The sequence below is a fragment of the Pseudomonas sp. YQ_6 genome (genome assembly GCF_043103245.1).
Taxonomy (GTDB): Bacteria; Pseudomonadota; Gammaproteobacteria; order Pseudomonadales; family Pseudomonadaceae; genus Aquipseudomonas; species Aquipseudomonas alloputida.
Genome location: NZ_JBICJR010000038.1, coordinates 277631 through 289545 on the forward strand (window position 1 = coordinate 277631; position 11915 = coordinate 289545).

Sequence of the window (11915 nt, forward strand, 5' to 3'; positions counted from 1 at the left end):
CAGGCGGCACGGGGCAGGACTCCGGCGTTGGCCGGTATTCGCGGGGCCGGCGCCCTACAAGCGGGCAAGCCCACGACGGCCCCAGAATCTCAGCTGGAAACCTCGGCCCCTGCCACCGGCGGATCTTCCTGCGGCTTTACTTCCGGGTTCTCCACCTTGCGCAACCGCCTCAGCTCCGGCAGGCCAAGCTTGAGCAGGCGCGCCGTCTTGCCGCTGGCCACCTTCTCCAGCCCCTGCTCAGCCGGCAGCCGCGACAACTGCCCAGCCAGGTTCATGGCCAGGATCTCCCGCGAGTAAACGCCACCACCCAACTGGTATATCGCAGCGATCAACTCGCGCAGTGCCAGCGGCAAACGCCAGCGAGTACGCAGCGCCGAGCCGAACGCCGCACCAAACTCTTCCAGCGATTGCTGCACATTGCGCTCGTCCAGATCTCCCCCGGCCAAGCGCCACTCTTGCAGGCAGCGCAACACCGCCAGGTCGCCCAGGCAATGCAGCAAGCCAGCGCAATAACAACGTCCCTCGTCCAGCTCGAGCATACGCGCCAAGGTGCGGCCATATTCGGCAGTGTGCAGTGACAGGTCCCAGTAACGGGTCGCGTGCTCCGCCAACAGTGGGTCACTGAGGCGTGCGCTGCGCTTGAGGGTCATGCCCAGGATCAGGTTCATGCTTTGGGTACTGCCAAGCTTGTTCAGGGCCTGCAGCAACGTCTGCACCGGGGCATCACGGTGCAATGCCGCACTATTGGCGGCAGCGATCAGCACCGCCGTGACTTGCGGGTCGTTACGCACTTCCTCTTCGAGCACCCTGAGGTTCAGGCCCTGGGGGTTCAGCGCTCGATTGATCGCTACCTGCACATCGGCCAACAGCGGCCCGCCATCGGCGGTAGCGCGGCGCTGCTCAAGATAGGCTGGCAGGCTGGCTCCCGCCTGCAACGCCGGTATCGGGCAGGCAATCTCCTCGCCAACGGCCAGCAGCAACTCTTGCAGGCGCTTGCGCAGGTTATCCAGGTTCAGCGGCTTGCTCAGGTAAGCCGTGGGGTGCAGGGGCAGCGCTTCGCGCACACTGGCGCTGTCATTGCGGTTACTCATGAGAATGAACGGCACCCCTGGCCCTTTGGCGCGCACCTTGCGCAGCAGGTCGAGGCCGTCGACACCGGCCAGCTCGCGGGCAGCGATGATCAGGTCAGGCTTGCTGGACAAGGCACTGAGTGCCTGCGAGCCATCCGCGCATACCTGCAGGCGGGCGTCACAGCGCACGCTGAGCAGCATCTCGCTGAGCATGTCCCGTACCCAAGGATCGCCTTCGACAATCAGTACGCTTGGTGGGGTGGGGGCTGCAGCGCTCATCGCCAACTACTCCTGAATAGCCTGACACACAGTCCGTCGCAGCTTCCAAAGCCAGTCCTCCGATAACCATAGCGCCACATGGCTTATCTGGGCATAAAAAAACCCGCCTAGGCGGGTTTTTTCTGAAGCGCGTCACATCAGGCGATTTCAGCGAAGCACTCTTCGATGATGGCCAGGCCCTTGTCCAGCAGCGCGTCTTCGGCGGTCAGCGGAACCAGGATACGCAGGACGTTGCCGTAGGTGCCGCAAGACAGCAGGATCAGACCCTTTTCACGAGCCTTGGCGACAACCTGGCCAACAGCAGCAGCGTTCGGGGTGTGAGTGCCCTTCTCGAAGACTTCGACGGCAATCATCGAGCCCAGACCACGGACGTCGCCGATGATCGGGTACTTCTTCTGGATTTCGCGCAGGCCAGCGGTCAGGCGCTCACCCACAGCCTTGCTGCGGTCCAGCAGTTTTTCTTCCTCGAACACTTCGATCACGGCCAGGGCCGCGGCGCAAGCGATCGGCGAACCCGCGTAGGTACCGCCCAGGCCGCCAGGAGCGATGGCGTCCATGTATTCGGCCTTGCCGCACACACCGGCCAGCGGGAAGCCGCCAGCGATGGATTTGGCGAAGGTGGTCAGGTCAGGCGCAACGCCCATCTGTTCCATGGCGAAGAAGGTGCCGGTACGGCCAGCGCCAGTTTGTACTTCGTCGGCGATCAGCAGGATGCCGTGCTGGTCGCACAGGGCGCGCAGGCGTTTCATCAGCTCTTTCGGCGCTGGCAGGAAGCCGCCTTCGCCTTGCACTGGCTCGAGGATGATTGCGGCGATGTCGCGCGGCTCGGCGTCGTTCTTGAAGATGCGCTCGACCGAGGCGATGGCGTCGTCAACGCTGATACCGTGCAGTTCGCTCGGGAACAGGGCGCGGAAGATGCCGCCTGGCATCAGGCCCATGCCAGCGGAGTACGGCACGACCTTGCCGGTCAGGCCCAGGGTCATCATGGTACGGCCGTGATAACCGCCGGTGAAGGCGATGACGCCAGCGCGGCCAGTGGCAGCACGGGCGATCTTGACGGCGTTTTCAACGGCTTCGGAGCCGGTGGTGACCAGCAGGGTCTTCTTGTCGAAGTCGCCTGGGACCAGCTTGTTGATCTTTTCGCACAGCTCTACGTAGGGTTCGTAAGCCAGCACCTGGAAGCAGGTGTGGCTGACCTTGGTCAGCTGCTCTTGCACGGCTGCAACCACTTTCGGGTGCAGGTGGCCGGTGTTCAGTACTGCGATGCCGCCAGCGAAGTCGATCAGTTCGCGGCCTTCAACGTCGATCACGGTCGAGTTCTTCGCGGTGTCGACGAAGATCGGGTGGATCTGGCCGACGCCACGTGGGACGGCAGCTACACGACGTTGCATCAAGGATTCGTTGGTTTTGCTCATAATGCCCTCATTGCGCCGACAGGAATGGCGCTTTTATTCGGGGGCGGCTGGGAGTGCTCGCGAACAGTATTCGTTGATCGACTGTCGTGAACGCCCTGGCCACCAGGTACTGCAATGTAAAAAAGGCCAGCGAGACGTCGCTCTCGCGCCCCGCTGGCAGAGGTAAAGCCTTTACCGTGCTATCAGACGCTGATGCACAGGTATTTGATTTCGAGGTAGTCCTCGATACCGTACTTGGAACCTTCGCGGCCCAGGCCCGAAGCCTTGATACCACCGAACGGCGCCACTTCGTTGGAGATCAGGCCGGTGTTGATACCCACCATGCCGTACTCCAGGGCTTCGGCGACACGGAACACACGGCTCATGTCACGGGCGTAGAAGTACGAGGCCAGGCCGAACTCGGTGTCGTTGGACATGGCGATGACTTCGGCTTCGTCTTTGAAGCGGAAGAGCGGCGCCAGTGGGCCGAACGTCTCTTCCTTGGCGACAGCAGCGGTCTTCGGTACGTCAACCAGGATGGTCGGCTCGAAGAAGTTGCCTTCGATCAGCTTGCCACCGGACAGCACTTTGGCGCCTTTGCTGACGGCGTCCTCGATGTGTTCCTGGACCTTGGCGACAGCCTTGCCATCGATCAGCGGGCCAGTGGTGGTGCCTTCTTCCAGGCCGTTACCGATCTTCAGCTTGGCAACTGCAGCGGCCAGCTTCTGGGCGAACGCGTCGTAGACGCCGTCCTGCACGTAGATACGGTTGGCGCAGACGCAGGTCTGGCCGTTGTTACGGTACTTGGAGATGATCGCGCCCTCGACCGCCTTGTCCAGGTCGGCGTCGTCGAACACGATGAACGGGGCGTTGCCACCCAGCTCCAGGGAAACCTTCTTGATGTCCTTGGCGCATTCTTCCATCAGCTGGCGACCGATTTCGGTCGAGCCGGTGAAGGACAGCTTGCGTACCAGGGAGTTGCCGGTCAGTTCGCCGCCAACTTCGCCGGCGCTGCCGGTAACCACACTCAGCACGCCAGCCGGGATGCCGGCACGGTGGGCCAGCTCGACCAGCGCCAGAGCGGAGTATGGGGTTTGCGAAGCCGGCTTGAGGACCATGGTGCAGCCAGCGGCCAGGGCCGGGCCGGCTTTACGGGTGATCATGGCGGCCGGGAAGTTCCACGGGGTGATGGCCGCGGTAACGCCGATTGGCTGCTTGATGACAATCAGGCGCTTGTCTGGCTGGTGGCCCGGGATGGTGTCACCGTAGATGCGCTTGGCTTCTTCGGCGAACCACTCGATGAACGAGGCAGCGTAGGCGATTTCGCCCTTGGCTTCGGCCAGCGGCTTGCCCTGTTCGGTGGTCATCAGGCGAGCCAGGTCGTCCTGGTTCTCGATCATCAGTTCGAACCAGCGACGCAGCTTGGCCGAGCGCTCTTTCGCAGTCAGGGCACGCCATGCCGGCAGGGCCTTGTCGGCGGCTTCGATGGCGCGGCGGGTTTCCGCAGTGCCCATCTTCGGCACGGTACCGATGACTTCGCCGGTGGCCGGGTTGGTCACCTTGATGGTCTGGCCGTTGTCCGCATCCAGCCACTCACCATTGATATAGGCTTGCTGGCGGAACAACTGAGCGTCTTTGAGCTGCATGTCGGCTTCCCGAATTGTTGATTGTTGAAAAGCGCCCAAGGCAGGGCATCGAGCGTTTGAAATCTCAAACGAATGCTAAGCGGCTGCTGGGGTGTTGGACAATAGGCTGTTCGAAAAAAAGAACGAATGGTTGAACAGCCCATCTGAAATCGCCCGCAGAATGGCCGCTGAAGGGTAGACGATGCTGCGGCCGGACGCGGGGCGAAGCCAAAATTCGTTTCATTGCTTGTCATGGCCAATTTACTCCGCCCTGATGCTGGGCTGAAACGATGATGCTGTCGTTATCGGCGCCGTAATCGATGGCATTGACGTGCGCCCAGTTCCGGCCGGTACCTCCCGACCAACCGTTGTTCATTTCCGATCTGTATTGTCGTGTATCCGTCCCACAGGGATCTGCACAGCCAACACGGTAAAAACAGCTACAGATCAAGGCGATGGACGTCAACGACACAGATGGGTATCATGCGTGCGCGTTGCACTCGTAGCTCAGCTGGATAGAGTACTGCCCTCCGAAGGCAGGGGTCGTGGGTTCGAATCCCGCCGAGTGCGCCATATCAAGAAAGCCCTGGGCCTGAGCCCGGGGCTTTTTCGTTTGTGCGCCATGTCACCTTTCTGGTACTCCCGTGCCACGGGTCATTGATGTTAGCGTGGGCGTCTTCCCGTTCTCCGAACGGGTAACCCATAACAATGATTGGCGAAGGAATGCGCACAACCATGCAGTTGAAAAAACTCACCGCCACCACCCTGTTGCTGGCCAGCATCGGCCTGTTCACCCAGCCTGCCCAGGCCAACCTCACCCAGCAGCAGTCCGCAGCTATCGTCAAAGCCTTCGACGGCAGTGACCCAAGCGACTTCAAGCAATTCCTCGGCAAGCTCAAAGGCAGCGACCTGGGCAAGGCCGACAACCTCGAGGCAACCGTCGACGCCTACCTGGCCAACAAGCCACTGGCCGCCGGGCAACAAGACGAGATCAACCGCCTGCTCGGCCTGTATACCCGCATCAAGTATGGCAAGGCCGCTACAGAAACCCTGCGTGAACTGGTAGCCATCCCCACCTTCAACGTCGAGGGTATGCCGCAGTACGAAAACCCTGAATTCCTCAAGATCGCCGACAGGATCAAGGCCTTGGCCGACAGCTTCGGCCTGGCCTTCCGCAACATCGACAACCGGGTGTACGAGATCTCGCTGGGCAGCGGGAAGGAAGTGATCGGCATCCATGCCCACGCTGACGTCGTGCCGGTCAACCCGGACAACTGGAAGCTGGCGGATGGTACGCGCCTGGACCCGTTCAAGGTCACCCTGGTGGGTGACCGCATGTACGGCCGCGGCACCGAGGACGACAAGAACGGCATCGTGGTGGCGATGTACGCGCTGAAAGTGGCCAAGGATGAAAACCTGCCGCTCGCCCGGCAGTTCAAACTGCTGATCGACACCACCGAAGAAACCAGCGGTGATGCCATCCCCTACTACTTCGAGCGCAACCCTACGCCCGAATACAACCTGGCCCTCGACGGCGGCTACCCGGTAGTGATTGCCGAGAAAGGCTACGGCACGGTCATGGCCAGCTTCAATAAGCGCCCAGCCAGCGGCAAAGGTGCCGAGATCGTCAACCTGACCGGTGGCCTGGCTACCAACCAGATCCCGACAACTTCGGTAGCGACCCTGATTTCTGACAACCCGGCACAGCTGACCAAGCACCTGCAGCAAGCCGGCGCCAAATACGTGAAGCAGCATGGAAGCGACTTCAGCATCGACGCCAAGGCCGACGGCAAGCAGGTGTTGCTCACCGTTACCGGTGTTTCCGCACACTCTTCGGAGCCGGAATCCGGCATCAACCCGGTGGCGCGTATGCTCGACTTCATCAATGGCCTCGGCCAGCAGGTGCCGCTCAAGCACAACCACTTTACCGACGCTGCCCGCTACGCCGCCGACAACTGGGGCCTGGACTACCTGGGCAACAAGCTCGGCGTTGCCTTCAAGGACCCGTTCATGGGCCCGCTGACCACCTCGCTGACCTTTGTCGGGGTGGATGACAAAGGCTTGAAACTGGCGGTAAACCTGCGCATTCCCAAGGGGAAGCCGATCGCCACGATCAAGGACGAACTGGCCGACAAACTGGGCAAATGGACCCGGCAAAGCAACACCTCGGTGGCGTTCGATTACAGCCTGGACGAGCCGATGTACCGCAACCCCGAAGGCGAATGGGTCAAGGCCCTGCTCGCTGTGGCCACGGAGAACCTGGGCATGAAGCATGAGTTTGGTACCTCGGCCGGCGCGACCTCGGTGCACGATCTTCCCAACGGTGTGCAATTTGGCCTGGCCATGCCGGACGTGAAGTACACCGGGCACAACGACAACGAGTTCAAGACCGTGGAACAGTTCATGCTGGACCTGCAGGTAGTGAGCGAGATGGTGGCGCGGATCGGGCAGATGCCAAAACTCTGATTGGCTGCACCGGCCTCTTCGCGGGTAAAGCCGAGAAGAGGCCGGCACAAGCAACCACCCATGACGTTTTTCAATCGCCTCCATGCCGTTTCCTGCATTGCCGTGCAGAGCGCCGTACCGGATGCTTTAGTTAAACCGAGACAGCGTTTTTTCACCCGCAGAGGCCCGTATGAAGAACGTCGAACAAATCCTCAAGACCAAGTCCCAGCACCAGACCGTGTACACCATCGGCCCGGATGACTCGGTGCTCGACGCCCTGAAACTGCTGGCGGAGAAAAACGTCGGTGCACTGCCCGTGGTCGAGGGTGGCCAGGTGGTGGGTATCGTCAGTGAACGGGACTATGCGCGAAAACTGGTCCTCAAGGGCCGCTCTTCCGCCGCCACGCCGGTACGCGAAATCATGAGCGCACCGGTGGTCACCGTGGAGCCCAAGCAAAAGCTCGATTTCTGCATGAACCTGATGACCGACCGGCACCTGCGTCACCTGCCGGTGGTCGACAACGGCAGATTGCTCGGCCTGCTGTCGATCGGCGACCTGGTCAAGGAAACCATTGACGAACAGGCGAGCCTGATCAAGCAAATGGAGCAGTACATCCGCGGCGAATGAAGCGCCTCAATGGTAGGCGCGCTCCAGTTCGTCCAGCTGATGGTCGAAGCTACGCAAGCGCGCCGACCAGGTGTACACCAGCACTTCCAGGTCACGGTTGAGCACTGCCGTATTGCCGTGGCCGCTGTGCGTGGGCTCGCCGAGGTCCAGCTGGTAGCGTTCGCGGGCCATCGCCTGGGCCACGCTGGACAGATCGCGAGCGTTGGCCAGCCAGTGGTGATGACGGTCATGGATTTCGCGGTCGAGCACCCGGCACTGGCGCTTCAGCGCATCCAGGCTCTGCTCCAGCGGAGTGCCCCTGAGCTCGCCCATGACCTCTTCGAAGGTACGCCCCGAATGCCAGTAGCTGCCCCAGAAATAACGGTCGAAGACCGTCTCGACGCGGCGTAGCGCAACCTTGGTGTTCCAGATGGTCAGCAGCGTTCGCCCCTGCACCACTTCGCGCTTGTTCAGGCGCAGCTGCTGCCAGGCGATCCATGTCAGCGCCACCAGTGCAACCGCTACAGTGACTGCGGCAGCGGCGTACAGGAAATGCACGGCCTGGTTCATCTGTTGCGTCTGTCTGATGCCATAGAAGTAACTGGCCGTCAGGGTGCCCAGGATCGTCACGGAACACCAGAAACCTGGTGCGTAGGGATCTTTCATCGCGCCATCCCCTTATTGTTTTCCTGAGCATAGCAACGGCCGATCACTCGTCAGGTGCCGCTCGGCGCTTTATTTTCGGGGGCGGCGCAACGCTTCGTTGAGTTGATCGAAGGGCACGGCCCAATCGGAATCTTCAATGATGCTGTCCTTGAGAAATGCCCGCTGAGAGTCGTTCCAGAACGGCGCGTCCACCAGCTTGATTTCGTTCTTCAGCGGGGAATGGCTGGTGATGAACTGATCGATACTCGTGGGATCGTCGGGCAAGCCCAGCTGCTTGAACAGGTCGGCAAAGGGATGGATCGGCGCTTCCATGGTTCCTCCTGAGCGCCAGGCAAGCCGTCCACGACGCCCGCCTGGCATTGGTTTGAAGACATCAGCACAGCTCGCGCACTTCGGCGTGCGGCACCAGTTTCATGTACTGCTCCATGCTCATGTGAATCAGGTGATCGTGGTCACCCGCCTCCAGGTAGACATCGCCTTGGCGGGTAAGACTCGGGTCGAGCAGCATTTTTATCTGGTAGGCATCGCCAAGGGCCGGCACGGCACCGCGCTCGCAGTCGTTGAACAGGCTCGGCAGACCGCTTTCACGGGTCAGATGCCACGCCCCGGACATACGCACCTTGGTCATGTCCAAGTGCCGGTTGGCCGGTAGCACGGCCATGATGTAGTTGCCATGACGGTCATCGAGCATCACCGACTTGGCGACCCGCTCGGCGGGCACGCCGGCCGTTCGGGCCGACTCCAGGCTGGTGGCCGAATGTGGGTGGGGAATAATGTCGTAGTCGCAGTTGGCCTTGTCCAGGCGGGCCTGCAGGGTCTTTGCCATACGCATGATGCACCTCCGGTTTCGCCCCCCAATCTCCAATTTTAGGCCGGGTACGGGTGGGCGGGGCTAAACTTGTGTAATACGCGCAAATGAGGTGACGACAGGTGATCGCCCGCTGCTGGCGTTTGCTGTTGCTGCTGTTATTGCTTGGCATCACGCCAGGTGGCAAGGCAGCGCCCGGCGCGGTATGGGTGCTGAACATCGACGACGCCATCGGCCCGGCCAGCGCCGACTACCTGGTGCGCAGCCTCAGCCAGGCCCAGGCGCAAGGCGCGCAACTGGTGGTTATCCGCATGGATACCCCGGGCGGGCTGGACAGCGCCATGCGCCAGATGATCAAGGCAATTCTCGCCAGCCCTGTACCGGTCGCCAGCTACGTTGCCCCCAGCGGAGCCCGCGCCGCCAGCGCCGGCACCTATATTCTCTACGCCAGCCATGTCGCGGCGATGGCGCCCGGAACCAATCTGGGAGCTGCCACGCCGGTGCGGATCGGCGGTGCGCCTGGCACGCCCAGTGACGACAAAGCCAAAGGCGGCGACGATGAAACTCTCGCTCGCAAACAGGTCAACGACGCCGCCGCCTACATCCGTGGCCTGGCGCAGATGCGCGGCCGCAACGCCGACTGGGCGGAAAAGGCCGTGCGCGAGGCGGTCAGCCTGTCCGCCAGCGAGGCCTTGCGGTTGAACGTGATCGATCAGGTGGCCGATGACCTATCTGACCTGCTGCGCAAGCTCGACGGCAAAACGCTCCAGGTGGCCGGCCAGCCACGCCAGCTGCAGACCGCGGGCGCCAGCGTGGTCGAACACCTGCCGGACTGGCGCACACGGGTACTGGCGGTGATCACCAACCCCAGCGTGGCGCTGATCCTGATCATGATTGGCGTGTACGGCCTGCTGTTCGAATTCATGAACCCCGGCTCGACAGTTGGCGGTGTAGTCGGCGGCATCTGCCTGTTGCTGGCGCTGTATGCCCTGCAACTGCTGCCGGTGAGTTTCGCCGGGGTGGCACTGATCCTGCTCGGTATCGCGTTCATGATCGCTGAAGCCTTCCTGCCCAGTTTCGGCGTGGTCGGCTTTGGCGGCATCGTTGCCTTTGTGGTCGGGGCGTTGATCCTGATCGATACCGACGCCCCTGGTTTCGGCATCCCTTTGGCCTTGATCGGCACCCTGGCACTGCTGTCGGCGTTACTGATTGGTGGCGTGCTAGGCATGGCCCTCAAGGCGCGCCAACGGGCACTGGTCAGCGGCGACGCCGGGCTGGTCGGCAGCCTGGTCACCGTTACTCAGGTGATGGCAGGCGACCCGTTCTGTGGCGTTGTGCTGGCTCAGGGTGAGCAATGGCAAGCGCAGTGTGCAACGCCGCTGCAAACTGGTCAGAACGTGCGGGTGACCGCGCGCCATGGCGTGATGCTGGAAGTGAGCGCCGCCGCCCCTGCGACGCAAGGAGAATGACCATGTTCATGCAAGTGGGTTTCGGTGCCGTGCTGATCGTGCTGACCATACTGGTGCTGTCGGCGTTTCGCATCCTGCGCGAATACGAGCGGGGCGTGGTGTTCCAGCTGGGGCGCTTCTGGCAGGTCAAAGGGCCGGGGCTGATCCTGTTGATCCCGGTGATCCAGCAAATGGTACGGGTCGACCTGCGTACAGTGGTACTGGATGTACCACCGCAGGATGTGATCACCCGCGACAACGTTTCGGTCAAGGTCAACGCAGTGTTGTACTTTCGCGTGCTCGACCCGCAGAAAGCGATCATTCAGGTCGAGGATTTTCTGGTGGCGACCAGCCAGCTGGCCCAGACGACCCTGCGTGCGGTGCTGGGCAAGCACGAACTGGATGAGCTGTTGGCAGAACGCGAGCAACTTAATCTGGACATCCGTCAGGTGCTGGATGCTCAGACGGATGCCTGGGGCATCAAGGTGGCCAACGTCGAGATCAAGCACGTGGATCTGAACGAGTCGATGGTACGCGCCATCGCCCGCCAGGCCGAGGCCGAGCGCGAACGTCGGGCCAAGGTGATTCATGCAGAAGGTGAACTGCAGGCGTCGGAGAAACTGATGCAAGCCGCGCAAATGCTGAGCAAGGAGCCAGGGGCGATGCAGTTGCGCTATATGCAGACGCTGGGGATGATTGCCGGGGACAAGAGCTCGACCATCGTCTTCCCGCTGCCGATAGATCTGCTGAAGGGGTTGGTGGACAAGGAAAAATAGTGATGGGCCAATCGCGGGTTTTCCCGCGAATGGCTTGTATGCGCTCTGTCAGACGGGCGCGCGGCGCAAGGTCGCCAGGAAGGTGGCTGCACCAATGAACAACCCGGCAAAGGTCCGGTTCAAGCGCTTCTGCTGTTTAGGCGTACGCAACAGGCGCAACACCTGCGAAGCCAACCCGGTGTACCCCGCCATCACCAGCAGGTCGACCGTGACCATGGTCACGGTGATCGCCATATACTGCGGCAGCAGCGGCGCATGCGGGTTGAGGAACTGCGGCAGCACCGCCAGCATGAACACCAGCGCCTTGGGGTTACTGATGTTGACCAGGAAACCACGGAACACCAGGCTCAGCGGCTTGCCGATCGGGCGCACGCCTGATTCATCGCTCATGTCCATCGGCAGGGCACGCCACTGCTTATAGGCCAGGTACACAAGGTAGCCGACGCCAAACCACTTGATGACCTGGAACGCCGTGGCCGAGGCAGCCAGCACGGCACCGACGCCGGCGGCGATGATGGCGATCTGCATGATCAGGCCCAGCTGCAGGCCCAGGGCGTTCCAGTAACCACGCCAGAAGCCGTATTGCAGGCCGCTGGACATCGAGGCAATCGCCCCGGCACCGGGTGAAAGGCTGATCACCCAGCAGGCGGCAAAAAAGCCTAACCATACTTCCATCGACATCACACACCTCGCTCGAACATATGTTGCAAAACGTTAAGCTAAGGTTTTGGCGAAAAAATAACCAGTGATTTCTGATGGATTTGTGTGGCCTGACCTGGCCTCTTCGCGGGCACGCC

12 protein-coding genes and 1 tRNA gene are annotated in these 11915 nt (G+C 61.6%); 5 read left to right on the forward strand and 8 right to left on the reverse strand.

Annotation, left to right across the window (positions count from 1 at the left end):
* Positions 1–89: 89 nt before the first annotated feature.
* The 4 genes from ACF8FG_RS13070 to ACF8FG_RS13085 all read right to left on the reverse strand — a co-directional run bounded on the left by ACF8FG_RS13070 (position 90) and on the right by ACF8FG_RS13085 (position 4744).
* A complete protein-coding gene (locus tag ACF8FG_RS13070) occupies positions 90–1349 on the reverse strand; it encodes a response regulator (RefSeq protein WP_014589314.1) in 1260 nt (419 codons plus the stop codon).
* A gap of 137 nt (positions 1350–1486) precedes the next feature.
* Entirely contained in the window at positions 1487–2764 is a 1278-nt protein-coding gene (gene gabT, locus ACF8FG_RS13075) for a 4-aminobutyrate--2-oxoglutarate transaminase (protein ID WP_003255866.1), read from the reverse strand.
* Positions 2765–2946: 182 nt separating this feature from the next.
* Positions 2947–4389 carry an NADP-dependent succinate-semialdehyde dehydrogenase gene (gene gabD, locus ACF8FG_RS13080; protein WP_003255867.1) on the reverse strand — a complete coding sequence of 481 codons (1443 nt, stop codon included), beginning with the start codon at positions 4387–4389 and terminating at the stop codon, positions 2947–2949.
* Between the two features lie 229 nt (positions 4390–4618).
* Positions 4619–4744 carry an aryl-sulfate sulfotransferase gene (locus ACF8FG_RS13085; RefSeq protein ID WP_014589313.1) on the reverse strand — a complete coding sequence of 42 codons (126 nt, stop codon included), beginning with the start codon at positions 4742–4744 and terminating at the stop codon, positions 4619–4621.
* Positions 4745–4864: 120 nt separating this feature from the next.
* On the opposite strand from ACF8FG_RS13085, the gene ACF8FG_RS13090 reads away from it, so the two are divergent.
* From ACF8FG_RS13090 to ACF8FG_RS13100, 3 genes are all read left to right on the forward strand, one after another.
* A tRNA-Arg gene (locus ACF8FG_RS13090) sits at positions 4865–4941 on the forward strand.
* A gap of 162 nt (positions 4942–5103) precedes the next feature.
* Complete coding sequence (locus ACF8FG_RS13095) at positions 5104–6834, forward strand: dipeptidase (RefSeq protein WP_019439231.1); 1731 nt, start codon at positions 5104–5106, stop codon at positions 6832–6834.
* A 169-nt stretch (positions 6835–7003) separates the two neighbouring features.
* Positions 7004–7441: a CBS domain-containing protein gene (locus tag ACF8FG_RS13100; protein ID WP_014589311.1), complete on the forward strand. Its 438-nt coding sequence runs from the start codon at positions 7004–7006 to the stop codon at positions 7439–7441.
* 6 nt (positions 7442–7447) lie between these two features.
* On the opposite strand, the gene ACF8FG_RS13105 is transcribed toward ACF8FG_RS13100, so the two are convergent.
* From ACF8FG_RS13105 to ACF8FG_RS13115, 3 genes are all read right to left on the reverse strand, one after another.
* Positions 7448–8086, reverse strand: a complete 639-nt coding sequence (locus ACF8FG_RS13105) for a hypothetical protein (RefSeq protein WP_003255871.1) — start codon at positions 8084–8086, stop codon at positions 7448–7450.
* Between the two features lie 69 nt (positions 8087–8155).
* A complete protein-coding gene (locus ACF8FG_RS13110) occupies positions 8156–8398 on the reverse strand; it encodes a DUF2789 domain-containing protein (protein ID WP_014589309.1) in 243 nt (80 codons plus the stop codon).
* Between the two features lie 61 nt (positions 8399–8459).
* A complete protein-coding gene (locus tag ACF8FG_RS13115; RefSeq protein WP_003255874.1) occupies positions 8460–8918 on the reverse strand; it encodes an aminoacyl-tRNA deacylase in 459 nt (152 codons plus the stop codon).
* Between the two features lie 98 nt (positions 8919–9016).
* Here ACF8FG_RS13115 and ACF8FG_RS13120 point away from each other — a divergent pair, with 98 nt between their 5' ends.
* Positions 9017–10363: a nodulation protein NfeD gene (locus tag ACF8FG_RS13120; RefSeq protein ID WP_392518842.1), complete on the forward strand. Its 1347-nt coding sequence runs from the start codon at positions 9017–9019 to the stop codon at positions 10361–10363.
* A 2-nt stretch (positions 10364–10365) separates the two neighbouring features.
* Positions 10366–11118: a slipin family protein gene (locus ACF8FG_RS13125; RefSeq protein ID WP_318078866.1), complete on the forward strand. Its 753-nt coding sequence runs from the start codon at positions 10366–10368 to the stop codon at positions 11116–11118.
* Between the two features lie 48 nt (positions 11119–11166).
* Here ACF8FG_RS13125 and ACF8FG_RS13130 read toward each other — a convergent pair whose 3' ends face one another.
* Positions 11167–11799, reverse strand: coding sequence for a LysE family transporter (locus tag ACF8FG_RS13130; RefSeq protein WP_318078867.1), 633 nt, complete (start codon positions 11797–11799; stop codon positions 11167–11169).
* Positions 11800–11915 lie beyond the last annotated feature (116 nt).